The organism is Dyella sp. 2HG41-7 (genome assembly GCF_021390675.1).
GTDB lineage: Bacteria > Pseudomonadota > Gammaproteobacteria > Xanthomonadales > Rhodanobacteraceae > Dyella_B.
The window spans coordinates 3,272,828-3,297,892 of sequence record NZ_JAJEJV010000004.1; the positions used below are offsets into that span (position 1 = coordinate 3,272,828).

Sequence of the window (25,065 nt, forward strand, 5' to 3'; positions counted from 1 at the left end):
CAAAGTTCGCCGAACCCTACGACACGCCAATGCGATAACGAAAAAGCCCTCCAAAAGGAGGGCTTTTTCTGCAACCGAAAGCGTAGAGCTTACTTCGCGGCGCTGCTGGCGGGCGCCGGCGCAGTGCTGGCCGGAGCCGGCGCGGTGCCGCTGGAAGCCGGCTGGCCGTTTGCGTTGATGATGCCCGGCTGCTTGATGCCGGCAGCCTGTTCCGGCGTCTGCTGCGGGAGCGCGGCGCCATCGGACGAATCCATGATCGGCAGGTACACGGCGTACTGCGCGTACGTCTGGATGTTGCCGCCGCCGTCTTTCACTTCCGGCTGCGTGAGGATGTCGTACAGACGGTTGGTCACTTCGTCGTACTTGTAGCCGTGCGTCTGCGCGTAGGCCTTCAGCATGTCGCGGGTCTGCGGCACGCCGGCAGCGGTGCCGTTCCACGGTGCTTCGAGCGCCGTGCCGCCGAAGGCGAGCGTCGCGCGCACGTTGTTGTCGATGATCAGACGGTTGTAGCGATCTTTGCCACCCGGCTGGTTGTTGTCGGCATTGGCCGGTGCAGCGGCGGTGCCGCTTGCAGCCGGAGCGGCCTGATCGTTCAACGAAGGCGGCGTCGCTGCCGTGAGCTTGGTGCTCTGGCCATTGACCGTCAGCGTGTCGCTGTCGATCGGCTGCGCCACGTCGAACGTGTAGGTCTCGTCACCGTAGTTGGTGGTGAGGATCACGCGCGGACCGGTGGTGTGCACGCCCAGCTTCTTGGCGGCGTCGCCGATCTGCTTGACGGCGGCGTCAGTGGCTTCATTCAAGCCGTCCAGACCGTCCTTGCGCTTCATCTGAGTCGAAACGATCAGCACCGGCGTCGGCTTGGTCTGCACGATGTACGGATCGAGCGCGCTGTAGTCGATGTTCGGCACAGCGGCCAGCACGTTCTGCAGGTTGTTCAAGCTGTACTGGATGAACGCGTCCGGCTGACCGTGGATGTACATGTTGGAGTAACGGTCCAGGATGTTGAAACCGTAGCTCACGTCATACGCCCACGTGATCTTGGTCAACTTACCGGTGTTGCCCTGACGCTGCAGATCCAGCGTGAAGTGCTTGTCGCTACCGCGCCACGCATTGTCCAGATTCCAAATGATCTGCGCGCTGTTGACGGTGCTATCGATCTTGCTGAAATCCGGGGTGGCGCTGGCGACAGTCAACTTGCCGGTGCCAACTTTTTCGTCCTGGCTGTTCCAGCTGACTTCGGAACCGGGGCCGTAGGCGCTGCCGGAAAGCGTGTACTGGGTACGCGGATCGTACGCGCGCAGCACGGCGTAATCAGGGAAGGGACGGAAATTTGCCATTACGTCATAGACCTGGCGCAGGTCTTTGCTGACCACCAGCGACCGTTCAACGTGGCCACTGCCGGGCATGATGATGCCCACCACCACGCCAACTACGATGACGATGATGAAGGCAACGATGAATTCCAGAACACGCGTCATTCCAGGTTTCTCCGAGACGTCTCTTTAGTGCGGTGAGAAAGCGCCGGCTGGAACGGGGACCGCCAAAAGAGCTTTTCCCACGAGGGAAACCGCATCAGGACGGGGTTCGGACAGCGCCTAAGAAGCCGATGGTACTTGCTCGCGCGCAGGAACGCTACGGGCCGGGGACGCCCGCTGCCGCGTTGCTACGCAGCATTTTTCGGCCGATTGCGCGGCTTTCTTGGCCGCGCTTAAACGATGCCCAGCTCCAACGCTTTCAACACCGCGCGCGTACGATCGCGTACGCCGAGCTTGGAAAGGATGTTGGAAACGTGATTTTTCACCGTGCCTTCCGCCACCTTCAGCGAATTGGCGATTTCCTTGTTGCTGTAACCGCCTGACAGCAAACGCAGTATCTCCGTCTCGCGTTCGGTCAACGGATCAGGTTGTTCGAGGCTGGTGAATTGATTGTGGATGCGACCCACACCGGCCAGCAGGCGCTGGGTCACCATCGGCGCGACCAGCGAACCGCCGCTGGCGACTGTGCGCACAGCCTCCACCAGCTGCTCCAAGGACACGTCTTTGAGCAGATAGCCGCGCGCGCCGGCCTTCAGGCCTTGCAGCACAAGCTGATCGTCGTCGAAGGTGGTGAGGATGATGGTCGGCGGCAATTCATTGCGCGCCGTGAGCGCCTGCAACACTTCCAGTCCGCTCATGTTGGGCATGCGCAGATCCAGCAACACCACGTCCGGCTTGATGCGTGGAATATCTTGCACGGCCTGCACGCCATCGGCGCATTCGGCCACGACGCGAATATCCTCCGCCAGATCGAGCAGGGAACGCACACCCTGGCGTACCAGGTTCTGATCGTCGACGAGACAAACGGAAATCATCGCGCATCCTCAAAGCAAAGGTGGTACCCGTAAACCACACGCGTACTTATGACATTCTGGCAATTCATTAGGTAAGGCTCAATGCGGGCGGTTCAAAACGTGAAGGCGTATGCGCCAGCACGGAGGGTTCGCCCAATGGAAGACGGATGCTGAGCGCAAAACCCTGCCCTGCTCCGCTTTCCATGGTGACGTCGCCACCGAACTCAACCAGGCGCTCGCGCATGCCGGCCAGACCGTTGCCGGGCGCGATGTCGGCCGTGCCGCGGCCATCGTCCCTTGCGCACAAACTAAGCAGCGTCTCGCCTTCGTAGGTGAAGGTCAGCCACAGATTGCGCGCTCCGGCGTGCCGGGCGGTATTGGTAATGATTTCTTGCACACAGCGCAACAGCACCTGCGCGCGCCGCGGGTCTTCCACGCTGAAGCGCGACGGTGTCGTCAGATGCACGTGCAGGCTGGGCACGCCGTCGATCAAGCTTTGCAGCGCTTGCGTGAGATCGATGGCGTCGTCCTGACGCAATTCGCTCACCGCCTCGCGCACGTCCGCCAGCAATAGGCGCGCCGTGCTTTGCGCTTTGCGCACATGCACCGAGGCGGCTTCGTTGCTGAGATGACTGGCCACTTCCAGATTGAGGCTCAACGCGGTGAGGTGATGCCCGATCAAATCGTGCAGCTCGCGGGCGATGCGCATGCGCTCGGCGATGCGCGTGGATTCGGCCAGCAGCGCACGCGTGGCGCGCAATTCGGAAATAAGGCGGCGCTGCGCTTCGCGCTCCTCCGCTTGCTGACTGGCGACGGTGGAAACCACGAACACCAGCCCCGAGAACGCCGTATAGATGCATGCCTGCAGCAGCGCCAGGGTGAAGCTGAACTTCAGCTCGGGGAAATTGGAAAACAGCACGGTGAGACAGACCGTCTGCAACACCATCCACGCCACCCCCACCCAGGCCGGCACCACCCAGGGCAGGATCACCATCATGACCACCAACAAAATCGCCGACAAACCGCTATGGCTATACCAACCCACCAGCAAGGCCGCCGCAGTCATCAAAAGCAAGCCAAACAGACGCGAACCAACGTGGGTGCGCGAACCCAGATTGTCGGTGATCAGTAGATACAAGATGCCGAACACCAGGTAGAACAGGGTCCACAGCAGCAATGCGAAATTGGGGCGATGCAGCAAATCCAGCCGCTCCATGGCCCAGTTGGTGAATAGCGGCGTGCCGACGCACAGGTAGGCGAGCAAACCCGTAATGCGCAAAAGCCGTTTATGGTCGAAATTGGTCATGGGCATGACTCGCATCATAGGGCCGCGTGGGGACCTCGCCATGCGCGGGAAGTCATGCGCCGCAGCGGAGCCGTCGCGCGGGGACACGTCCGTTTTACTCCCGCCACGCTGCCGCCTCAACACTCGGTTTTACAAAGCTTTTACATGCCGAATCTTGCCGCAGCACGGGATGTACCATGAGGTGTCACATGCCATAATGCGGCAAGGAATGCTCTGATCAATTCTACGTAGGTGGCATGATGTCCAGAAGGCTCACAGGGTGTGTTGCGCGGCGCAGGGCAGACTGGCCGTCTGTTCAAGCCGCGCGGCACAGCCTGTGAGCCTTCTGGACATCACCCTCCGGGCCGGTGCTGTCTGTCCGCACGCCTTCGGCTCATCGTCTCGACAGACGGCCAGTCTGCCTTCGCCGATGGTCCTGTGGCCTGCGAACAGACAGCACCGGTGACACCTACGTAGAATTGATCAGAGCATTCCTATAGCTAGGCCGTCACCGGTCTTAATTAGCCACCACTCACTGCGGAGCAACGAATGGCCCTTGCCATCCGCGACGTGCGCGAGCACGACTTGGATGCCGTACTGGCACTCAACAACACCGCCGGCCGGTCCATTCTGGTTTTGGATGCCGCGCAGTTGCGGTACTTCTACGACCACGCCGATTATTTCCGCGTGGCCGAAATCGACGGTGAACTTGCGGGCTTTCTGATCGCCCTGCGCAACGGCCAGGAATACGTCAGCCCCAATTACCGGTGGTTTGGCGAACACTACCCGTCGTTCGTCTACATCGACCGCATCGTGATCGCCAACGCGTACCGCCGTCACGGCCTGGGCCGCATCTTCTATTGCGACGTGAACAGCTTCGCCGAAGTGCGCGTACCGCTGCTGACGTGCGAAGTGTTTCTGGAGCCGGCCGACGATGTGGTCGTACTGTTCCACGGCACCTACGGTTTCCAAGAGGTGGGCCAGCAACGCATGGGCGAGCATGGACCGCAGGTGAGTCTGCTCGCCAAAGATTTGCCCAGCTTTACCTACGTGCGCGATACCTATCTCGAACAGGGCGGCCTGCCGGATCTGCCCTGGCTGACAAGCCGGATAACGCTTTTGAACCATCAAGAAGACCAAACTCGCCGCCTCGCCGGAGAGCGGCGTTCATGAATGCAAAAATGGATGCAACCACCGATGCGTGCGACCTGCGCTTTGGCCAGGTCGGTATTGCTTGCGTTCGTATAAAGCGGCCCGACGCGGCGGCGCTGTGCGAGGAACTCGAACGCCGCGTGCGCGCCGCGCCGCAGCTTTTTTCCCGCGCGGCGGTCGTGCTCGATCTAAGCCATTTGCTCAACCTGCCCGATGAGGGCACGGTCGACGCCTTGCTCGAAGCGGTGCGCAGCGCCGGCATGCTGCCGGTCGGCCTCGCCTACGGCACCAGCGCCACCGAAGCGTTGGCGCAACGCATGGGTCTGCCGTTGATCGCGAAGTTTCGCGCCGCGTACGAGCCCGCCGACGGCAGCAGCATCGCGCCGCCCGCGCCAAGCGCAGCGCCCACGCCTGTACCCGCCGCGCCGCCTGCGCCGGTGCGCGAACCTGTGCTGTCGCAACCGGAAGGTTCGGTCGGCGCGCAACGCCACGACGGCGCCGTGCGTTCCGGCCAGCAGGTGTATGCGCGCGATCGCGACCTCGTTGTGATCGGCGCCATCGCCAACGGCGCCGAAGTGATCGCCGACGGCAGCATCCACATCTACGGCAGCTTGAAAGGCCGTGCGATGGCCGGTGCGCAAGGCGATGCGAAGGCGCGTATTTTCATTTCGGATTTCCGCGCGGAGCTCGTCGCCATCGCCGGCCACTACCGCGTGTTCGAGCAAATACCGAAAGACCTGGAGGGCCAGACTGTGCAATGCTGGCTCGACGGCGAAAAGCTGCTGATTGCAGCGTTGAAGTAACCACTATTACAAGAACATATTTTTCGGAGATGAGCCTTGAGTGCTGAGATTATCGTTGTGACGTCCGGCAAGGGCGGCGTGGGCAAGACCACGACCAGCGCGTCGCTTGCCACCGGCCTGGCCATGCAAGGCAAAAAAGTGGCCGTGATCGACTTCGACGTTGGCTTGCGCAATCTCGATTTGATCATGGGCTGCGAGCGCCGCGTCGTATACGACTTCGTCAACGTGATTCAAGGCGAGGCCACGATCAAGCAGGCGCTGATCAAAGACAAACGCCACGAAAATCTCTACGTCCTCGCCGCCAGCCAGACGCGCGACAAAGACGCGCTGACGCAGGAAGGCGTGGAAAAAGTGCTCGACGATCTGGCCAAGGACGACTTCGACTATATCGTCTGCGACTCGCCCGCCGGCATCGAAAAAGGCGCGCATCTGGCGATGTATTTCGCCGATCACGCGGTGGTCGTGGTGAATCCCGAAGTCTCTTCGGTGCGCGACTCCGATCGCATCCTGGGCCTCTTGGCCAGCAAGACGCGACGCGCGGAAAAGGATAACGGCACCGTCACCCAGCACCTGTTATTGACGCGCTACAACCCATCGCGTGTCGAACAAGGCGAAATGCTCAGCGTCAAAGACGTAGAAGAAATTCTCGGCATCAATGTCGTCGGCGTCATCCCGGAGTCGGAAAACGTGCTTGCCGCGTCCAACTCGGGCGTGCCGGTGATCCTGGATGAAAACTCCAACGCCGGGCAGGCCTATCGCGACACCGTGGCCCGCATCCTCGGCGAAACACGCCCGATGCGCTTCCTTGATGTGCCGAAGAAGGGCTTCTTCCAGCGCGTATTCGGAGGCTGATGGCGATGGGTATCCTCGATTTTCTCAAGCGCAAACCGGAACCCACCGCCGCCGTCGCGAAGGAACGTCTGCGCATCATCGTCGCCCAGGAGCGCTCCAACCGGGGCGCGCCCGATTACCTGCCGCTGCTGCGCAATGAATTGCTCGAGGTCATCAAGAAATACGTAAACGTCGACCTCGACGCGATCAACATCAATGTCGAACGCGACAGCGGGCACGAAGTACTCGAGCTCTCGGTGGCCTTGCCGGAAGGCAAAGCCGCTGGAAACGCGGCCACCTAAGCGAAGGTTTCTCTCCTCTTAAGAGGAGAGAAGGCACGATGACCGCTTCTGTTCTGCGCGTCGCCGGCATTCGTCGCGGCGATATCGAAACACTGCTCGCGCACTATGGCCTGAGTCTGACGCTCGTCGACGATGGCGCCGCCATACCGGGAAGCTTCTGGGGCGACGACGAGGCCGGCATCATCGGCCACACCGTTTATGCGCGCGGCGATACACCCGTGCACTCGGTGCTACACGAAGCCGGGCATCTCATCGTGTTGCCGCCGGAGCGGCGCGCCGACGTCCACACGGATGCCACCGATTCCATCGAGGAAGAAGACGCCGTCTGCTATTTGCAGATCGTGCTCGGTGGCGTGCTCCAGGGCGTGGGCCGCGAACGCATCATGAAAGACATGGACGCCTGGGGGTATTCCTTTCGGCTAGGCTCGACCCGCGCCTGGTTCGAGCACGACGCGGAGAACGCCAAAGACTGGCTGATCCAGCACGGGCTGCTTACGGAGGCCGGCGAACCGGTATAGTCGCCGTCGCCCTTTTTGTTGCCGACATCCCCGTGCTGAAGAACACGCGCTACTACGATCCGATCAACGATTTCCGCCGCGGCGTCGCCCGCCGGCTCATGCGCCTATTTTTCGGCAATCACGGACAGCCGACGTCGGAACCGCTGCCGGCCAAAGGCATCTATCGCATTCTGGTTTGCCATGTCAGCCACAGCCTGGGCAACACCTTGCTGCTGACGCCGCTGCTGTCGGAGTTAGAAAAGGTCTATCCGGCGGCCGAGATCGACATTCTCACACGCAGCCCGATCGCGAACGATTTGTACGGACACTTCTTCAATGTGCTGCGTATTTTTCGTTTGCCGGCGCACGGCGTCGGACATCCGCTGCAGTTTTTCGGCACGCTGAGGCGCATGCGCAAGATGCGCTACGACCTTGCGATCGATGCCGATCCGCTGTCGCAAACTGGCCGCCTGCTGATGCTGCTGTCGAATTCGACGTACACGCTCGGTTTTAGCAGCCCCAAAAAACACGGCGAAATCACCCATCCCGTACCGCTGCCGTCGGAGTTGCTAAGCAAAGGGCGACGCCCGGTGTACCTGTTGCGCAGCGCGATGGGTCGCAACGACTCCGTCGACTACCCCGTTCCCGACATTCATTTGAGCGCCACCGAACGCGAACAAGGCAAAGCCGCGTTGACGCGATCGCTCGCAGCGAGCGGCATCACCTCGTCTGGGCGCGGCATCATCGGCATCTTCGCCAATGCGACGGGGCCAAAACAGCTGAGCGAAGCATGGTGGATGCGTTTGATCGGCGTCTTGGAAGCCGCGTTCCCCGAGCACCGCATCGTCGAGATCGTGCCTGCATCGGGCGCGTCGATGCTGAGCTCGCGCTACCCCGCGTACTTCTCCACGGATCTGCGCAAACTCGCCAGCGTGCTGTCCGGTTTGGACGTCTATATCAGCGCCGACTGCGGCATCATGCATTTGGCCTGTGCTTCGGATGTGCCGACCCTGGGCATTTTTACCGTCACCAATGCCGACGAATGGGGTCCTTATGGACCGAATCGTCATGTGATTCCCGCCCACGGCATGGAACCGGAAGACGTGGCGCGCGCGATTGCGGTTATGCCGGAATTTCATCGCGGATAACGCCTGCGACCGGCACCGCCGCTATTCAATCGCCGCTGGCATCGGCTAGCATGCCGACCATGAGGGAGATGGCATGCCTCCCGTTCCACAGGACGCGTTCCCGTGGAGCGAACCACCGAAAGGTTGATGATGCCTGCACCACCGGATCCCGGCGGCGCAGGCGTGCCTGTGTTTCCGGAATGTCGAACGACTGCTTCGAACCATTACACCCGGGAGACAACACAGCGTGAGCATGAGTGGATTCCTTGCCGTCGGATTGGGCGGCGCGTTGGGATGTTGGATGCGCTGGATACTCGGCATCCTGTTCAACCCCATTTTCCCAACCCTGCCCTTAGGCACCCTGGCCGCGAACTTGAGCGGCGGCCTGATCATGGGTTGCATGATGGGCATCTTCGAGCATTTTCAGACGCTGCCGCCGGAGCTGCGTCTCTTCGTCATGACAGGTTTTCTGGGCGGCCTGACCACCTTCTCGACATTCTCCGCCGAAGCGAACACGCTGTTGCTGCGTGGGCAGTTGTTCTGGTTTGGCGCCCATGTCGCAATCCATTTGTTCGGCAGTCTTTCGATGACCATCCTGGGCATCTTCCTGACACGCGGTCTGTTGCGCCACTGATACGGAGTCGGTAACCCATGAGCATCGACGCACCGTTCAACCATCAAGGCACCAGCGGCATTTGTTTGTGTTTCTACACGCATGTCCATGCCAGGCACGACGGTTTGTTGATTTCCGAATGGCTGCTGGAGCTCGCCAAACGTCAAAAACTAGGCGGCGGTTCCGTGTTTCGCGCCACCGCCGGATTCGGACGACACGGCGTGCTGCACCACGAAGCTTTTTTTGAGCTTGCCGACGATCTGCCTCAGAAAATCGAATTTCTGCTCAACGAAGCGAACGCGCAAACTTTGCTGCGACTGGTACGCGAAGCGGGTGTTGACCTGGTGTACGCGTGGTCGCCCGTACATTTCGGTGTCTTGGGCAAGGAAGACAACGGATGAGCCAGGATTCTTTGCGACAGCGCGCGAACGAACTGCTCGAAGCCGCAGGCGTGCATATCAATGGCGCCGGAGCCACCGACATCCGTGTGCACAACGATCAGTTCTACTCGCGCGTATTCGCGCACGGCTCGCTTGGGTTGGGCGAGTCGTACATGGATGGATGGTGGGATGCGGACGATATTCCCGGCCTTTTCACCAAGATTCTCTGCAGCCATCTGGACGAACATCTCAAAACGCTCGACACACTGCTTGCGCATCTGAAAGCGCGCTTCATCAATATGCAACGCGGTCACCACGCGTTCGAGATCGGCAAGGCGCACTACGACCGCGGCAACGACTTGTTCAAGGCCATGCTCGGCAAACGCATGGTGTATTCGTGCGGTTATTGGGCGCAGGCCACGAATCTGGACGACGCGCAGGAGGCCAAGCTCGATCTGGTCTGCCGCAAAATGCGTTTGAAACCCGGGATGCGCGTACTCGATATCGGTTGCGGCTGGGGCGAAGCGCTGAAGTTCGCGGCCGAACGCTACGGCGTGAGCGGTGTGGGCATCACCGTTTCCAACGAACAGGCGGAACTCGCCCGCGAACTGTGCCAGGGCTTGCCGATCGAGATTCGCTTGCAGGATTACCGCGAACTTCACGAGCCGTACGACGCCATCATGTCGATCGGCATGTTCGAGCACGTTGGTGGCAAGAACTATCGCGAATTCTTCGAAGTCGCGCGCCGGTGCCTGACGGACGACGGGCTGTTCCTGCTTCACAACATCGGCACGAATCAAAGTCCGGGACGGCCCGATCCCTGGATCGAAAAGTACATCTTCCCCAACTCCATGATCCCCGCCGCCAGCCAGGTTTCCGCCGCATTGGAGGGTTTGTTTGTGGTGGAGGATTGGCACAATTTCGGCGCGGATTACGATCGCACGCTTACCGCGTGGCGCAAAAATTTCGACACGGCATGGCCTGCCCTTTCCGCACGTTACGACGAACGTTTCCGTCGCATGTGGCATTACTATTTGTCGGTATCGTCCGCTGTATTCCGCAGCCGGCGCGATCAGCTCTGGCAACTTACTTTGAGTCCGTACGGCGTGCCCGGCGGATACCGCGTACCTCGCTGAGTTCTCCTATCCATGCGCAACTTTCGACGCTCAATCGCCCTGCTAACGCTGCTGTTTCTGCTGTGCGGCAACGCATTGGCGCATCCCGCCTTGTGGCAAATCAAAAGCGGCGACAGCACGGTCTATCTTTTCGGCACTGTGCATCTGCTGCCGAACGATGCAAATTGGCGCTTTCCCGCGCTGAATAAAGCGCTCGATCAAAGCGGCACGCTCTACATCGAACTTACCGACGACGACCAGTCCAGCATGACATCGCTGATCATGCAGTACGGTCTCGACACAGAGCATCCGCTCTCCACGCAATTGAGCGAAAGCGACAACGCCGCGTTGAGCAAAGCAGCGGAATTGGCCGGCTTGCCCGGCGGCGCAACAACCTTGCAGCCGATGAAGCCTTGGCTCGCGGCGCTCACGCTTTCCGTCGCGCCATTGATGAAAGCGGGCCTCGATCCAGCCGAAGGCGTGGACAAGCAACTCAAAGCACAAATGACGGAGGCCGGCAAATCGGTGTACGGCTTGGAGACCGCGGAACAGCAGATTCACTTCCTCGCCGATTTGCCCATGCCATTACAGCTCGGCTTTTTACGCGACACCTTGCGCGACGTACAAAAAAGCAAAGACGAACTGCTGTCGCTGATCGACGCATGGAAGCAAGGCGACGTCGCCGCAATCGCCAAGCTCGAAAACGACGAGCTGAAAACCAAGGAGCCCGAGCTCTATCAGGAACTGATCGTGCAGCGAAACACAGCGTGGGCAGCGAAGATCAAGGACATGTTGAAACGACCCGGCACCGTGTTTATCGCCGTTGGCGCGGCCCATCTGGCCGGCCCCGATAGCGTGCAGGCGCAACTGGCGAAGTCGGGTATCACCGCACAACAAGATTGACGCGCGTACACATTCGCCGGACTGAACGCGAATTTCAGAAGTGCGCCGTGATCGCCTTCGGCGGCAACGGGAAGCGCGGCATATGGATGGTGTAGGCATCCTGCTGACCGAGATCTTGATACGTCGCTGTCAACAACTTGCCGTCGTATGCGATATCGACGCGATACACATGCCCCGCCTGCACGTTGTCGATGGTCAGCTGCTGCCGATTGAGCACGTGCGAGTTCGACAACGTCAGCTTGATCACCTGCTTGCCGGGCAACACGCGCACCCACGGCGTCTTGCCGCCGTTGAATTTTTCCCAGGTCGCGGTTTGATTGACGCCCGTGATGCCGCACATGTACTCCGGCTGCTCGGCGCAGGCGACGATCGCCGTATCCGATTGCGGGTGCGCCTTGTCTTTGTACCCCAGCAAGGGATGCCGGCCCGCCAAATGCGAGCAGCCCGCCACCAGGATGCAGGCCATGGCGACGACGGCGTTGCGTAGATAGTGCATGACTCACCCTGGGATGCGCGGTATTCGGGCATTCTAGCCCAAGGCCCTCGGCATCTGGCACCATCTAGCGGCTAGCGCAGGGCCTGACCCGCGCTTCGAAGAATCACCCGCCGTCACCCCTGGCAGTCCCTATACCCCATGAACTTGCAAGCCAATTACGAACAGATCCCGCTGAAGGAATACGCCGAGCGGGCTTATCTCGATTACTCGATGTACGTGGTGCTCGACCGCGCCCTGCCCTTCGTCGGCGACGGTCTCAAACCCGTGCAACGACGAATCGTGTACGCGATGAGCGAACTGGGCCTGGCCGCCAGCGCCAAGCCGAAGAAATCCGCGCGTACCGTCGGCGACGTGATCGGCAAGTTCCATCCGCATGGCGACAGCGCCTGCTACGAAGCGATGGTGCTGATGGCGCAGCCGTTCTCGTATCGCTATCCGCTGATCGACGGCCAGGGCAACTTCGGCTCGCCCGACGATCCCAAGAGCTTCGCGGCGATGCGTTACACCGAGTCCAAGCTCAATCCGATCGCCGACGTGCTGCTGGGCGAACTGGGCCAGGGCACGGTCGATTGGGTACCGAACTTCGACGGCACCCTGGAAGAACCGAGCTGGCTCCCCTCGCGCCTGCCGCACGTGCTGTTGAACGGTTCGATGGGCATCGCCGTGGGCATGGCCACGGATATTCCGCCGCACAATCTGCGCGAAGTCGCCAGCGCGTGCATTCGCTTGCTGGACGATCCGGACGCGACCGTCGCCGATCTGTGCGAACACGTGCGCGGCCCGGATTATCCGACGCCGGCGGAAATCATTACGTCGCGCAATGAATTGATCGCGATGTATCAAAGCGGCAACGGCTCCATTCGCGCGCGCGCCGTCTACACGCACGAAGACAGCAATATCGTCATCACCGCGCTGCCGCATCAGGTGAGTCCGTCGAAGATCCTTGAGCAGATCGCCGCGCAAATGCGCGCGAAGAAACTGCCGATGATCGAAGACCTGCGCGACGAGTCCGATCACGAAAATCCGATCCGCCTGGTGATCGTGCCGCGCTCCAACCGCGTGGACGTGGACGAAGTGATGCAGCACTTGTTCGCCACCACGGATCTTGAAAAGAGCTTCCGCGTCAACCTCAACATGATCGGCCTGGACGGCCGTCCGCAGGTGAAGGATCTCAAGCGCATCCTTACCGAATGGCTGAGCTTCCGCGTCGATACGGTGACGCGTCGACTCAACCATCGCCTCGCCAAAGTCGAGCGCCGGCTGCATTTGCTGGAAGGTTTGCGCATCGCGTACCTCAACCTCGACGAAGTAATCCGCATCGTCCGCACCGAAGACGAACCCAAGCCGGTGCTGATGGCGCGCTTCACATTGAGCGAGGAGCAAACCGATTACATCCTCGAAACCAAGCTGCGCCAGTTGGCGCGCTTGGAGGAAATGAAGATCAACGCCGAGCGCGATCAGCTCGAAGAAGAGCGCGCCAAGATCAACGTGCTGCTGAAGTCGCCGGCCAAACTCAAAGGCCTGATCAAGGAAGAATTGCGCGCCGACGCCGCCAAGTACGGCGACGACCGCCGCTCGCCGCTGGTGCAGCGCGAAGCCGCGCAAGCGCTGGACGAAAGCGCGCTGGTCGCCAGCGAACCGGTCACCGTGGTGCTGAGCCAGAAAGGTTGGATTCGCGCGGCCAAGGGCCACGATGTCGACGGCGAAGGCTTGTCGTATCGCGAAGGCGACAGCTTGTTGGCGACGGTGAAAGCGCGCACCACGCAGCAGATCGCGGTGATCGACTCCACCGGTCGCAGTTATTCCACGCCTGCGCATACCCTGCCTTCCGCCCGCGGCAACGGCGAGCCGCTTACGGGCCGTTTCACGCCGCCAGCCGGCGCGCGTTTCGATGCCATCACCGCGGGCGACAACGATACGCGCCTCGTGCTCGCTACGGATTTCGGCTACGGCTTCGTCACGCGTTTCGAAGCGCTGACCGGCCGCAACAAGGCCGGCAAGCAAATCATCACGCTGGGCGACGGTGCACGCGTGCTTGCGCCGCAAGTTAGTGCGGACCCTGCGCGCGATCGCATCGTCGTCGTGACGACCGACGGTCATCTGCTGATGTTCTCCGTGGCGGAGCTGCCGGAACTCGACAAGGGCAAAGGCAACAAACTGATCGAGATTCCGAAAGCGAAACTGAGCAATGGCGAAGAACGCGTGGCCGGCATTGCCGTGGTGACCGAAGGCAAAGGCGAAGTCACGCTGTTCGCGGGACAACGCAAGCTCACGCTGCGCTGGTCGGATCTGGTTGAGTACGGCGGCAACCGCGCAACCCGCGGCGGCTTGTTGCCGCGCGGTCTGCGTCGCGTGGAGTCCATCGAGACAACCGGTTAACAAACCACGAACTCCACCAGTTGAAAGGAACTTCGTGCGGCCGCACGTCGTCAAAACACCATGTGCACGGCAAGGCATGGCCGTGCGTTATGTGTGTGAAGACTCATGGAGCACCCGGTAATGAAACGACGCGTCATCGCCGCCCTGACCGCGAGCCTGCTGATGACCGCGGCTTGGGCCCAGACGGGCAACCAGCCGCTGAATCTCAAGTTGCCCGGTGGCTACCAGGGATATCCCGCGTCGGCCTCTACCGCCGCGCAGCCGGCCTCGTCGAACAATGGCAAGGGCTCGGTGACGGTGAACGGCCATCCTGCCGCCATCAGCCCTGCGCCGGGCGTGTATTACGGCGATACCAGTGGCGCCCGCGGCAACGATCATGCGGGCGTCGCGCAGGCCTGCGACGACTCCACGTACAACAAAGCCCAGGTCCACGGCAGCGTCGGCATGGGCGTGGTCGGCGGCAGCCATATCGGCACCGGTAGCTATCAGTCCGGCAATGTCAGTGTCGTTCAGAACACCGGCAGCTGCGACCATCCGACGGGCTCCGTGGGCGTTTCCATCGGCGTCAGCCGGTTTGGCGGCCTCAACGGACACTAGGGTTTTTGCTCGTCGCGCGGGCGCGGGCGCCCCCGAAAGCGCATGGAAAGCCACTCCCTACAGACTGTTGGACCATCCCGCCCTTTCGTCCGCAGTCGAGACCCTTGTGATTCAAAACGTCGAATTCCGCTTTGAAGGTGGCCGTATCGGCGTGCTGCTTATTCATGGTCTCACCGGCACGCCCACCGAGATGCGTTTGGTCGGCAAGGGTTTGAACCGTGCTGGCTTCACCGTTTACGGCATGCAGTTGGCCGGCCATTGCGGCAATGTGGACGATTTGATCGCCACGAACTGGAAGGATTGGTACGCCAGCGTGGAAGCCGCCGCCGAATCGCTGCGTCACGAGGTAGATCACCTGTTCGTGGCCGGCTTGTCGATGGGCGCGATCCTCGCGCTGAAACTTGCCGCCGATCATCCCGATTGGGTGCGTGGCGTCGGCGTGTATGGCGCTACGTTCCGCTACGACGGTTGGGCGATTCCGTGGTACGGCAAGCTTTCCTTCATGCTTCCGCTGCTGAACCGCTTCGGCATCGGCAAACACCGCATGGTGCACGAAAGCGAACCCTACGGTCTGCGCGACGAACGCCTGCGCGCGCAAATCAGCGGCTTGATGTTGGGTGGCGACAGCGCCGCGGCAGGCCTGCCCGGCAATCCCTGGCCGTCGCTGGCCGAGATGTACGACATGGCGGCCGTCGTTCGACGCGAGCTGCCGAAAGTCACCGCGCCGTGCTTGGTCGCGCACGCCACCGAAGACGATGTCGCCAGTCTGGAAAATGCGTACCTGGTGGCGCGCAACGTTTCCGGTCCCGTGGAAATGCTGTTGCTGGAAGACAGCTATCACATGATCACGGTCGATCGCGAACGCCGCATCCTGATTGATCGCTCGGCGGAATTCTTCGCCAAAGTGGCCGCCAGCTGCACGCCTAGCGCGCGCGCCGCGGCCTGACGGTCGACACCGCGTGTCTCCCCTTGTCGCCACGTTGTGGCTGGTCAACGTTACGCTCGATACCGGCGGCCAGCTTGCGTTCAAAGCCGCCGCCAGCGATCCGCTCGCCGGTGACGGCATGGCGCGCTGGCGTTACATGGCCAGTCGTCCGTGGTTGTGGCTTGGGTTGTCGGCGTACGTGTTGCATCTGCTTTCGTGGATCGCGTTTCTCTCGCTGATCGATCTCTCGCAAGGCATTCTGCTGGCATCGGTCAACATCGTTGCAATCATGATCGCCGGACGCGTGTTGTTCCGGGAAAAACTGACGCCTCTGCGCGTGGCGGGCATTCTCCTGGTAAGCGCCGGCGTGGCCATCGTGGGAGCAAGCGGATGAGCGACGCACGCACATGGCGTTTTTATCTGACCGGCTTCGCCGTGTTGCTGGCGTTCGATACCGCCGTGCAACTGAGTTTCAAATTGACGGGCGCGCACGCGTTCCCGCCGGAAGCGAGTTGGGCATGGGTGCTGCGCATCGTCAGCCATCCGTGGATTTACATCGCGTTGATCGGCTATCTCGGCAACTTTTTCACTTGGATGAGCCTGCTCAAGCACGCGCCGATCGGCCCGGCGTTCGCCGCCACGCATTTGGACGTCGTCAGCGTGATGTTGGCGTCGGCGTGGTTATTTCATGAAGCGCTCACGCCGATGCGGCTGCTGGGCGCGGGCGTAATCATGCTCGGCATCGTATGCTTGGCCTTCGCCGAACGCGGCGCGCATCCGGAACACGATGCGCCCACGGAAGCGAAAGGCGCGTTGGGTGTTGCCGCCGGCGACTGAACACTATTGGCGAACTGCCAGGTTCACCTATTAGACGCGACGATTCACGTCGCGCGGTACGTGAACAAAGCATGCAAAATACCGGGATAAACGTGATGGAATCACGCTTTGGCCGGCCTCTCAAAAAATTACGCCTCCCCCTCATATGGACAATGCACGCGCTCTTCGTCACGCTTGGGGCTGGGGGATCACCGGGGAAGTTTCATGAGCAATGTGCAGCAGGAAGTTTTTGAGATCATCAGCAAGCAAGCGAAAATCGAGATCGGCACCATCAAGACCGAATCGACGCTCAAAGATCTTGGCATTGCCTCGCTCGATGCCATCGAAGTGATTTTCGATATCGAAGAGCACTTCAACATCAACTTGCCTAACGAAGACGTCGACTTCGAGAACGGCACCGTGGGTCACCTGGTCGAGGCCGTGCAGCGTCAAATCGCCGCCAAGCCCGCAGCTGGCTAAGTAGATGCGTCGTATCGTCATTACCGGCATGGGCGGCATTTGCGCGCTCGGCCACAACGCCACCGACATCTGGCAAGCCATGACCGAAGGCCGCAGCGGCATTGGTCCGGTGCGTCATATCGATCGCACGCGTATCCGCAACGACGTCATTGCGGCCGAGATCAGCGATTTCGAGCCGCTGGCGTACATCGAAGAGTCGCGTCTGCCGTTTCTCGATCCACTTAGCCAATACGCGCTGGTGGCGGCTGGCGAAGCGATCAAGCAATCGGGTCTGGATGTTCGCGGCGAGCGGTCATCGCGCACGGCGGTTGTCGTCGGCGTGGGCGCTGCCGGCGAAGAAACGCGCGAAGGGCTTTATCAGCGACTTTACGTGGAAAACGCGACGCGTTTCCATCCGCTGGGCATCGTGCGCATCATGAGCAATGCGCCGGCCAGCCAGATCAGCATGGCGCACGGCATTACCGGCCCCACCTTTACTGTGTCGAGTGCTTGCGCATCGTCCAATCACGCGTTTGCGCAAGCGGCGCTGATGGTGCGCGCAGGCCTGGTAGACGCCGCCGTCGTTGGCGGTTCGGAAGCCTGCGTGACGCTCGGTGTGCTTCGCGCGTGGGACGCCATGCGCGTGCTAGCACCCGATACGTGTCGCCCGTTCAGCGCCAATCGTCGCGGCCTCGTGCTGGGCGAAGGCTCGGCGATGTTTGTGATCGAAACGCTGGAAAGCGCACAAGCGCGAGGCGCGACGATTCTGGCGGAGTTGGCGGGTGTCGGCATGAGCGCGGATGCGGGCGATATCGCCGCACCCTCCGACATCGGCGCGGCGGCAGCGATGCGCATTGCGTTGCAAGATGCCGGTCTGCAAACCACCGATATCGACTACATCAACGCACACGGCACCGGTACGCCGGCGAACGACACCACCGAAACGCGCGCCATTCGAAACGTGTTCGAGGCATACGCCGCGAAGCTGGCCGTCACGTCCACAAAACCCATGCATGGGCACGCGTTGGGCGCCGCCGGTGCACTGGAAATGATTGCGGTGATCGGCGCGATACGACATGGCATCGTGCCACCCACCATCAATTATCTCGGCCCGGATCCGACCTGCGATCTTGACTACGTGCCGCACGAAGCGCGTGCGATGAACGTGCGCGCGGCGCTGAGCAATTCGTTTGCGTTCGGCGGACTCAACGCCGTGGTGGCTGTGCGTCAGATGTCCTGACGCGCAGTCGTTCGACATCGCCAGTTCCTGCGCCTGCCGCTCAAAGCCGCGTAAACGACCACGACTGCATGCGGCCGTCCTTGTACGGCATCACGCCGTGGAACGGCCGCGGATCGCCGTCGAAGACCAGCGGCAGAAAATGCCGGTCGCCTTCCCACATCGGTAGCTCCATGATGCGATCGACATCCACCCACTCCAACGTGCCTTCCGGATTTTGCGTATAAGGCTCGCCCGTGAAACTGTCGATGACGAAGATAAAGCCCAGCCAGTCTTCGCCCTGCTTGCCGAAGCCCGGCCAATTGAGCGTGCCACGCAAATGCATCGACACGCATTCGATGCCCGCTTCTTCGCGAATCTCGCGCTGCATGCATGCGGCGATGTCTTCGCCGGGCTCCATCTTGCCGCCTAGGCCGTTGTACTTGCCTAGGTGCTGATCGTCTTGCCGCGCATTGCGGTGGATCATCAACACCTTGCGTCGATCGGGCGAGAGCACGTAGCCGAGCGTGGCAACGATGGGAGTGTATGGCACGGAGATGCCTTTCCGATATCAAAACTGAAGTTTAAGACGTGGGTGCTCTTGCATCCATCACGGCAGGGCGGCGACCATCCATCAATGCGCTCGTCCATCTTCATGTCATGGCTTCGCCGCAGCCCGCTGCCTCGCCTTCTCGCCATGGCGGGCGCGCTGTTTTGGCTGGCCGGCTGCGATACCCAAATCCAGCCGATGGAAAGTCGTCAGGTGACTTTCCAGGGACAGGATTTCACCGTAGTGAGCCTGGACCTTCATCGCGAATCCTTGAGCCTGCATTGGAAGAACCCCGACTCCGGCGAACCCTTCGGCGATATCCAGTCGTTGCGCGAATGGGGCGCCGCCAACGGCAAGCGCCTGATGTTCGCCGCCAATGCCGGCATCTACAGCCAATCGGATGCGCCGCTCGGGCTGTATGTAGAAAACGGCAAGACGCTGGTGCCGCTGAACTTGTTCCATGGCAATCCCGCCGCCGGCAATTTTTCGATTCAACCCAATGGCGTTTTCGCCGTGTATGCGGATGGCCACGCCGCCGTGCGGACCAGTGCGGCGTTCAAGACCGACGGCAAAGCCGTGGATTGGGCGACGCAATCGGGCCCGATGCTGGTAATCGACGGGCAGATCAACAGTCAATTCGTGCACGATTCCAGCAGCACCAAATGGCGCAGCGGCGTTTGCGCGCATTCGCCCTATCAGGCCGTGTTTGTGGTGAGCGATTCGCCGGTCAACTTTCACACGTTCGCGCAATTGTTCCGTGACAAACTCGGTTGCCGCGACGCGCTGTATCTGGACGGCACCATTTCGCAGTTCTATATCGACGGCACCGGCTACACCGGCGCTCCTACCTTCATGGTCAAGCCCTACGCGGGCATCTTTGCGGTGTTCACCGATCAATGACGATGAAAACAGGTTTCCGTTGGTTCCGTGCCCTCTTTATGCTGCTGCTGATCGCGGCCATCGGCTTGTGCGCCACGGGCTGGTGGATGCTCTCCGGCAGCTTAGCGAGATTGGACGGCACGCAGCGCGTAGCCGGCGTATCCCATTCGGTGACGATTACACGCGACGCCTTGGGCACGGCGACCATAACCGGCCAATCGCGCGACGATGTGACGTACGCGCTCGGCTACGTACACGGGCAAGAGCGTTTCTTCCCGATGGATTTGATGCGTCGCGATGCGGCTGGCGAACTGTCCGAACTGGTCGGCCCTGACGCACTAAGCACGGACATCGGTCACCGTCGCCACCGTTTGCGCGCGGTTGCCGAAGCGGCTTATGCGGCGCTCTCGCCAGACCAAAAACATACGCTCGATCTGTATCGCGACGGCGTCAATGCGGGCTTGTCCAGTCAACGCAAGAATCCCTGGGAATACTTGCTGCTGCGTGCCAAACCGGAACCGTGGCGCTCGGAAGACACCATGCTGGTGATCGCCGCGATGTATCTGGATCTCAACGACGATGGACGCAACGAACGCGAACTGCACATTGCGCAGTTGCAGGCGGTCTTGCCCAAATCGCTGGTGAATTTTCTGATCTCACCGGATCCGAACTGGGAAGCGCCGCTGAAGGGCAATGTGTCGCCCTCGCCGGTCGTGCCGACGGCGGATGTCTACGATCTTCATCATGTTCAAGCGCCTAGCGCTGGCGCAAAAGTCGCAGCGATCGCGAAGTCGTCGATAGATCAACCGTATCCAGGCAGCAACAGTTTCGCGGTGGCTGGAAACGTTTCGCGCACGGGCGCGGCGATTCTCGCCAACGACATGCATTTAAGTCTGCGCGTGCCGGATATCTGGTTCCGCGCGCGCTTGCGCTATCCCGATGCCACGGCGCCGAAAGGTATGCGCGATGTCGTCGGCGTGACCTTGCCCGGCACGCCTGCAATGGTCGTGGGATCGAACGGGCAAATCGCGTGGGGTTTCACCAACAGCTACGGCGATTGGATGGATTGGGTACGCGTCCAACGCGATCCGCACGACGCCAACAAATACAAAGTGCCGGAAGGTTGGGCAGCGATCGAACAGCATGACGAAATCATCGGCGTCAAAGGCGCAGCGCCGCATACGCTGCACGTCGAAGATACGCGCTGGGGGCCGATCATCGCGGTGGACACCGACGGCACGCCGCTTGCGCTTGCATGGATCGCCGATCAGCCGCGCGCCTATAACGTCGCATTGATGCAATTGGAGAAAGCCGGCAGCGTATCTGCCGCGTTGGATCTGGGCCCCACGCTCGGCATGCCTCCGCAGAATCTCCTCGTCGCCGACAGCACCGGTCACATCGGCTGGAGCATCGCGGGCAACAGCGTTCCGCTACGCGCCGGTTTCGATCCGACGCTGCCGGCCGATTGGTCGCAACCCAACACCGGCTGGACCGGTTGGGCCGCCGCCTCGCAATACCCGCGCATCGAAGATCCCACGGACGGACGCTTGTGGACCGCCAACAACCGCACCGTCGGCAGCGACGACCTGGCATTGCTTGGCGACGGCGGACACGATATCGGCGCGCGCGCGCAACAAATTCGCGACGATTTGCATGGCCGCGCCGATTTCGGTCCCGCCAATCTGCTCGACATTCAACTCGACGATCACGCTGCGTTTCTCACGCGCTGGCAGCATTTGTTGCAGACAACGCTTGCCGATACGCACGATCCATCGCTCGTTCAAATGCGTCAGCTCACCGCCGCGTGGCGCGGCGTTGCCGAACCGGATAGCGTGGACTATCGCCTCGTGCACGACTTCCGCGAAGAAGTGCACAAGCTGGTGCTGGCGCCGTACGCGGCGCAAGTTCAACAACGTTTTGCCGACTTCGCCTGGCCGGGACCGTCCAATCAGGAAGCCGCCGTCTGGATGATGATCCAGCAACAACCTGCAAACTTGCTGGATCCGGCGTTTCACGATTGGTCTGCATTGTTGTTGCAAGCGGCGCACAACGTCGCCAACAAACTGAGCAAAGAACCAGGCGGCTTGGCCGCACGCACGTGGGGCGAACTCAATCGCGCCGATATTCGCCATCCGCTGTCGCGCGCGTTCCCTTCGTTTGTCGGGCGATGGCTCGATATGCCGAATGTGGGTTTGCCAGGCGATCACAATATGCCGCGCGTTGCCTCGCCGGGATTCGGCGCGTCAGAACGTTTCGATGTTTCGCCCGGTCACGAAGACGAAGGCATTCTGGAAATGCCCGGCGGTCAGAGCGATAACCCGCTTTCGCCGTTCTACGGCGCCGGTCACGAGGATTGGGTGTTGGGTCGCCCGACGCGTTTGATGCCGGGAAGCGACCGACATACGTTGGTGCTTGAGCCGTCTGCGCAATAGCTGTTCGATTCCCTCTCCCAAGAAAGAGGAAATCGATTAGCAAAGATTTCGCAGCAACATTCGTTCGCAGATCGTCAGATACAGATCCGGCAGTCGTTCTAGCTCCGCCACGTCGATGCATTCGTCAACTTTGTGGATCGTGGCGTTCACCGGCCCGAGCTCCACCACTTCAGCCCCCATCGGCGCGATAAATCGGCCGTCGGATGTACCGCCGCCGGTGCTTTGTTCTGGCTCGGTGCCGCACAACTCACGACACACCGCCACCACCGTGTCGCGCAAGCGACCGCCCGAGGGCGACAAAAACGGTTCGCCGGAAAGATTCCACTCGACGCTGTAATCCAAGCCGTGCTTGGCGAGAATGGCTTCTGCGCGCTGGCGCAAATCCATTGCCGTGCTGGCGGTGCTGTAACGGAAATTGATCAGCGCCGTGAGCGAACCGGGAATGACATTGGTCGCGCCGGTACCGGCATTGAGATTGGAAACCTGAAACGACGTGGGCGGAAAATCGTCGTTGCCGGTATCCCAGCGCTCGGCCGCCAGTTCGGTCAAGGCCGGCGCGAATGCATGAATAGGATTGAGCGCCTTCTCCGGATACGCCACGTGCCCCTGCACGCCTCGTACCGTCAGCGTTCCCGACAACGAGCCGCGCCGTCCAACGCGAATCAAATCGCCAAGTTTTTCCTTGGACGAGGGCTCGCCAACGACGCACCAGTCGATGTGCTCACCGATTTCGCGGAGATAAGCCGCGATGCGCCGCACCCCATCGAGATTGGTGGGGCCTTCTTCGTCGCTGGTGAGCAGCAAGCCGACGCGGCCAGGATGATCGGGATGCGTCGTAACGAAACGCTCCACCGCCACCGCCATCGCCGCGACCGAGCCCTTCATATCCGCCGCGCCACGGCCGTATAGACGGCCATCGCGCACGTCCGGCTCGAACGGCGGGCTGGTCCAGCTCTCTTCCGGCCCGCTAGGCACTACATCGGTGTGCCCAAGAAAAATCAACAGCGGCCCCTGCCCCGGCTCGTTGTTCGCACCATGCGTCGCCCAGAAATTGTCGACGTCACCATAGCGAAGATGCTCGATGCGAAAACCGAGACGCGCGAGCCGTGCGCCGATGACGGGCAAACAACCCGCGTCTTCCGGCGTGATGGAGCGGCGACTGATGAGATCAACGGTCAAATCGAATACATCGGACATATCAGCGACCGAACAGTTTCTTGAAACCATTGTCGGTGAAGCCCACGCTCACCGCGCCCGTTGCTTGCACGACCACCGGCCGACGAATTAGCGCCGGGTGTTCCTTCAACAGCAACGTCCACTCCGGATCGGTGCCGGGGTTCTTGCGTTGAGGCAACAAATTGCGCCACGTCGTGCTCGATTTATTGACCAGCTTGTCCCACCCGCCGAGTTCCTGCGCCCACGCTTTCAACGTCGCCGACGGCACCGGATTGGCGCGGTAGTCGACAAATTCGTGCGCCACGTCGAAACGGCCCAACCAGTTGCGCGCCTTTCTGCACGTATCGCAGTTGGGTAAACCGTAGAGGGTGATCGCGTTGTCGGTCATGATTACTCGCCGCTGCGCAAAAGCTCGTTGATGCCCGTCTTGCTACGCGTTTTCTCGTCCACCTGTTTGACGATAATCGCCGCGTACAAGCTGTGACTGCCGTCTTTCGCCGGCAGATTGCCAGCGACGACTACGCTGCCGGCCGGCACGCGTCCATAGCTGACTTCGCCGGTGGCGCGGTTGTAAATGCGCGTGGATTGGCCGAGAAACACGCCCATGCCGATCACGCTGCCCCGCTCCACCACCACGCCTTCGACCACTTCCGAACGCGCGCCGATAAAGCAGTTGTCTTCGATGATGGTGGGATTGGCCTGCAGCGGTTCCAACACGCCGCCGATGCCAACGCCACCGGAAAGATGCACGCCTGCGCCGATTTGCGCGCACGAGCCGACCGTCGCCCAAGTATCGACCATGGTGCCTGCACCGACGTACGCGCCGATGTTCACGTAGCTGGGCATGAGCACCGCATCTTTGGCGATATGCGCGCCGCGACGCACCAGCGCGCCGGGCACCACGCGCGCGCCGAGCGTCTCCAGCTCCACGTCGTTGCCGTGCGCGAAACGCAAGGGCACTTTGTCGAACGCCATGGCGGGGCCGCCGTCTACCACGCGATTGCCGTTGATACGGAAATACAGCAGCACCGCCTTCTTCAGCCACTGATTGACCACCCAGCCGCCTTTTCCATCCGGCGCGGCGACACGTTGCTCGCCCGACTCCAGCAGCTCCATCACCTGGCTCAGCGCCGGGCGCAGATGGGTTTCGATTTCGCTCTGGCTGATGTCGTTGCGGCGCTCAAAGGCGTCGTTGATAAGGGCTTCGATGGACTGCATGGGGATGACTCGCGTTCGGATCGACGGTGAAGATTACAACCTCTTGCCTTGCGATGATGTGGAAAGATGTCAGATCGATTTCAAATTAGCGCAAGTACGATAGGCAGCACGGCACCCACCACCAGCGTCAGAGTGATCAAACGGCGTTTGCGCGAGAAGCGATAGGCCATGTAGATGCCGATCAGCGTGGACACGAACAGTCCGAACGAGACGAAGCCGAAGAAGATCTTCAAAGGCAGCGGATGTCGCGAAGGCATCGGTGATTCATCCGGTTTGTTGGGCTGCGATGCCACGGGATTCGCGATCTGCGCGGGCGCCGCGTTGTTCGCCGCGGGCGCGTGGTTGTCACCCTCCGCCGGACGCGGCTTACGCATCGGCATAACGGTCGTCTGCTTTTTGTGTACTTGCGCCGCCATCGCCAACCACGCGGGCGGCTTGTAGTCGCTGCCGCGCGACGATTCATGCAGTCCAAAAACCTGCAGGCCGCCGGTCAGCGCGAAAAACAATAAAGCGGGCGCGATGAAAACGCCGACGTACAAATGAATCTGTCGAGAAACTTTGAGGAAGGTGTGAGACGCGGACATG

General features: G+C 61.1%; 28 protein-coding genes and 1 riboswitch. Of the genes, 19 read left to right on the forward strand and 9 right to left on the reverse strand.

Annotated elements, in window-relative coordinates:
* Positions 1-89: 89 nt before the first annotated feature.
* The 3 genes from L0U79_RS16090 to L0U79_RS16100 all read right to left on the reverse strand — a co-directional run bounded on the left by L0U79_RS16090 (position 90) and on the right by L0U79_RS16100 (position 3,641).
* On the reverse strand, positions 90-1,478 hold the full coding sequence (locus L0U79_RS16090) for a polyketide cyclase (RefSeq protein ID WP_233843255.1): 1,389 nt from the start codon (positions 1,476-1,478) through the stop codon (positions 90-92).
* A gap of 230 nt (positions 1,479-1,708) precedes the next feature.
* Entirely contained in the window at positions 1,709-2,350 is a 642-nt protein-coding gene (locus L0U79_RS16095; protein WP_233843256.1) for a response regulator transcription factor, read from the reverse strand.
* 67 nt (positions 2,351-2,417) lie between these two features.
* The gene (locus L0U79_RS16100) at positions 2,418-3,641 is read right to left on the reverse strand and encodes a sensor histidine kinase (RefSeq protein WP_233843257.1); all 1,224 of its coding nucleotides are present in this window, start codon (positions 3,639-3,641) and stop codon (positions 2,418-2,420) included.
* 522 nt (positions 3,642-4,163) lie between these two features.
* Between L0U79_RS16100 and L0U79_RS16105 the strand changes: the two genes are divergently transcribed.
* The 10 genes from L0U79_RS16105 (at position 4,164) to L0U79_RS16150 (ending at position 11,337) form a co-directional block, all read left to right on the forward strand.
* Positions 4,164-4,787, forward strand: coding sequence for a GNAT family N-acetyltransferase (locus L0U79_RS16105; protein WP_233843258.1), 624 nt, complete (start codon positions 4,164-4,166; stop codon positions 4,785-4,787).
* Positions 4,784-5,569 carry a septum site-determining protein MinC gene (gene minC, locus L0U79_RS16110; RefSeq protein WP_233843259.1) on the forward strand — a complete coding sequence of 262 codons (786 nt, stop codon included), beginning with the start codon at positions 4,784-4,786 and terminating at the stop codon, positions 5,567-5,569. Before L0U79_RS16105 ends, minC begins: the two co-directional genes overlap by 4 nt.
* Positions 5,570-5,605: 36 nt before the next feature.
* Positions 5,606-6,421 (forward strand): septum site-determining protein MinD, encoded by an 816-nt coding sequence (minD, locus tag L0U79_RS16115; protein WP_233843260.1) that lies wholly within the window; start codon positions 5,606-5,608, stop codon positions 6,419-6,421.
* Between the two features lie 5 nt (positions 6,422-6,426).
* Positions 6,427-6,702: a cell division topological specificity factor MinE gene (minE, locus tag L0U79_RS16120; protein ID WP_233843929.1), complete on the forward strand. Its 276-nt coding sequence runs from the start codon at positions 6,427-6,429 to the stop codon at positions 6,700-6,702.
* A gap of 38 nt (positions 6,703-6,740) precedes the next feature.
* Entirely contained in the window at positions 6,741-7,220 is a 480-nt protein-coding gene (locus L0U79_RS16125; protein ID WP_233843261.1) for a hypothetical protein, read from the forward strand.
* A 32-nt stretch (positions 7,221-7,252) separates the two neighbouring features.
* The gene (locus L0U79_RS16130) at positions 7,253-8,347 is read left to right on the forward strand and encodes a glycosyltransferase family 9 protein (protein ID WP_233843262.1); all 1,095 of its coding nucleotides are present in this window, start codon (positions 7,253-7,255) and stop codon (positions 8,345-8,347) included.
* Positions 8,348-8,402: 55 nt separating this feature from the next.
* A riboswitch (Fluoride riboswitch) is annotated at positions 8,403-8,490 on the forward strand.
* Positions 8,491-8,573: 83 nt separating this feature from the next.
* Positions 8,574-8,960, forward strand: coding sequence for a fluoride efflux transporter CrcB (gene crcB, locus L0U79_RS16135; protein ID WP_233843263.1), 387 nt, complete (start codon positions 8,574-8,576; stop codon positions 8,958-8,960).
* 17 nt (positions 8,961-8,977) lie between these two features.
* A complete protein-coding gene (locus tag L0U79_RS16140; RefSeq protein WP_233843264.1) occupies positions 8,978-9,340 on the forward strand; it encodes a DUF190 domain-containing protein in 363 nt (120 codons plus the stop codon).
* Positions 9,337-10,455: a cyclopropane fatty acyl phospholipid synthase gene (gene cfa / locus L0U79_RS16145; protein WP_233843265.1), complete on the forward strand. Its 1,119-nt coding sequence runs from the start codon at positions 9,337-9,339 to the stop codon at positions 10,453-10,455. Before L0U79_RS16140 ends, cfa begins: the two co-directional genes overlap by 4 nt.
* 12 nt (positions 10,456-10,467) lie before the next feature.
* Positions 10,468-11,337: a TraB/GumN family protein gene (locus tag L0U79_RS16150; RefSeq protein ID WP_233843266.1), complete on the forward strand. Its 870-nt coding sequence runs from the start codon at positions 10,468-10,470 to the stop codon at positions 11,335-11,337.
* A gap of 34 nt (positions 11,338-11,371) precedes the next feature.
* Here L0U79_RS16150 and L0U79_RS16155 read toward each other — a convergent pair whose 3' ends face one another.
* The gene (locus L0U79_RS16155) at positions 11,372-11,833 is read right to left on the reverse strand and encodes a hypothetical protein (protein ID WP_233843267.1); all 462 of its coding nucleotides are present in this window, start codon (positions 11,831-11,833) and stop codon (positions 11,372-11,374) included.
* A 138-nt stretch (positions 11,834-11,971) separates the two neighbouring features.
* Here L0U79_RS16155 and parC point away from each other — a divergent pair, with 138 nt between their 5' ends.
* The 7 genes from parC (at position 11,972) to L0U79_RS16190 (ending at position 18,249) form a co-directional block, all read left to right on the forward strand.
* Complete coding sequence (gene parC, locus L0U79_RS16160) at positions 11,972-14,212, forward strand: DNA topoisomerase IV subunit A (protein WP_233843268.1); 2,241 nt, start codon at positions 11,972-11,974, stop codon at positions 14,210-14,212.
* A 120-nt stretch (positions 14,213-14,332) separates the two neighbouring features.
* Positions 14,333-14,809, forward strand: a complete 477-nt coding sequence (locus tag L0U79_RS16165) for a hypothetical protein (protein ID WP_233843269.1) — start codon at positions 14,333-14,335, stop codon at positions 14,807-14,809.
* Positions 14,810-14,915: 106 nt separating this feature from the next.
* Positions 14,916-15,755, forward strand: a complete 840-nt coding sequence (locus L0U79_RS16170) for an alpha/beta fold hydrolase (protein ID WP_233843270.1) — start codon at positions 14,916-14,918, stop codon at positions 15,753-15,755.
* A 13-nt stretch (positions 15,756-15,768) separates the two neighbouring features.
* Positions 15,769-16,128, forward strand: coding sequence for an EamA family transporter (locus L0U79_RS16175; protein ID WP_233843271.1), 360 nt, complete (start codon positions 15,769-15,771; stop codon positions 16,126-16,128).
* Entirely contained in the window at positions 16,125-16,571 is a 447-nt protein-coding gene (locus L0U79_RS16180; RefSeq protein WP_233843272.1) for an EamA family transporter, read from the forward strand. Before L0U79_RS16175 ends, L0U79_RS16180 begins: the two co-directional genes overlap by 4 nt.
* Before the next feature lie 204 nt (positions 16,572-16,775).
* Positions 16,776-17,030: a phosphopantetheine-binding protein gene (locus tag L0U79_RS16185; protein ID WP_233843273.1), complete on the forward strand. Its 255-nt coding sequence runs from the start codon at positions 16,776-16,778 to the stop codon at positions 17,028-17,030.
* 4 nt (positions 17,031-17,034) lie between these two features.
* On the forward strand, positions 17,035-18,249 hold the full coding sequence (locus L0U79_RS16190; protein ID WP_233843274.1) for a beta-ketoacyl-[acyl-carrier-protein] synthase family protein: 1,215 nt from the start codon (positions 17,035-17,037) through the stop codon (positions 18,247-18,249).
* Between the two features lie 40 nt (positions 18,250-18,289).
* Here the strand turns inward: L0U79_RS16190 and L0U79_RS16195 are convergent, their stop codons facing one another.
* Positions 18,290-18,778: an 8-oxo-dGTP diphosphatase gene (locus L0U79_RS16195; RefSeq protein ID WP_233843275.1), complete on the reverse strand. Its 489-nt coding sequence runs from the start codon at positions 18,776-18,778 to the stop codon at positions 18,290-18,292.
* A 144-nt stretch (positions 18,779-18,922) separates the two neighbouring features.
* On the opposite strand from L0U79_RS16195, the gene L0U79_RS16200 reads away from it, so the two are divergent.
* Both L0U79_RS16200 and L0U79_RS16205 read left to right on the forward strand, forming a co-directional pair.
* Positions 18,923-19,675, forward strand: coding sequence for a phosphodiester glycosidase family protein (locus L0U79_RS16200; RefSeq protein ID WP_233843930.1), 753 nt, complete (start codon positions 18,923-18,925; stop codon positions 19,673-19,675).
* Positions 19,672-22,086 (forward strand): penicillin acylase family protein, encoded by a 2,415-nt coding sequence (locus tag L0U79_RS16205; RefSeq protein ID WP_233843276.1) that lies wholly within the window; start codon positions 19,672-19,674, stop codon positions 22,084-22,086. Before L0U79_RS16200 ends, L0U79_RS16205 begins: the two co-directional genes overlap by 4 nt.
* Before the next feature lie 36 nt (positions 22,087-22,122).
* Here the strand turns inward: L0U79_RS16205 and dapE are convergent, their stop codons facing one another.
* The 4 genes from dapE to L0U79_RS16225 form a co-directional block, all read right to left on the reverse strand.
* A complete protein-coding gene (dapE, locus tag L0U79_RS16210) occupies positions 22,123-23,283 on the reverse strand; it encodes a succinyl-diaminopimelate desuccinylase (protein ID WP_233843277.1) in 1,161 nt (386 codons plus the stop codon).
* Between the two features lies 1 nt (position 23,284).
* Positions 23,285-23,650: a Spx/MgsR family RNA polymerase-binding regulatory protein gene (locus tag L0U79_RS16215; RefSeq protein WP_233843278.1), complete on the reverse strand. Its 366-nt coding sequence runs from the start codon at positions 23,648-23,650 to the stop codon at positions 23,285-23,287.
* A gap of 2 nt (positions 23,651-23,652) precedes the next feature.
* On the reverse strand, positions 23,653-24,480 hold the full coding sequence (dapD, locus tag L0U79_RS16220) for a 2,3,4,5-tetrahydropyridine-2,6-dicarboxylate N-succinyltransferase (RefSeq protein ID WP_233843279.1): 828 nt from the start codon (positions 24,478-24,480) through the stop codon (positions 23,653-23,655).
* Positions 24,481-24,560: 80 nt separating this feature from the next.
* On the reverse strand, positions 24,561-25,064 hold the full coding sequence (locus L0U79_RS16225) for a PepSY domain-containing protein (RefSeq protein WP_233843280.1): 504 nt from the start codon (positions 25,062-25,064) through the stop codon (positions 24,561-24,563).
* Between the last annotated feature and the right edge of the window lies 1 nt (position 25,065).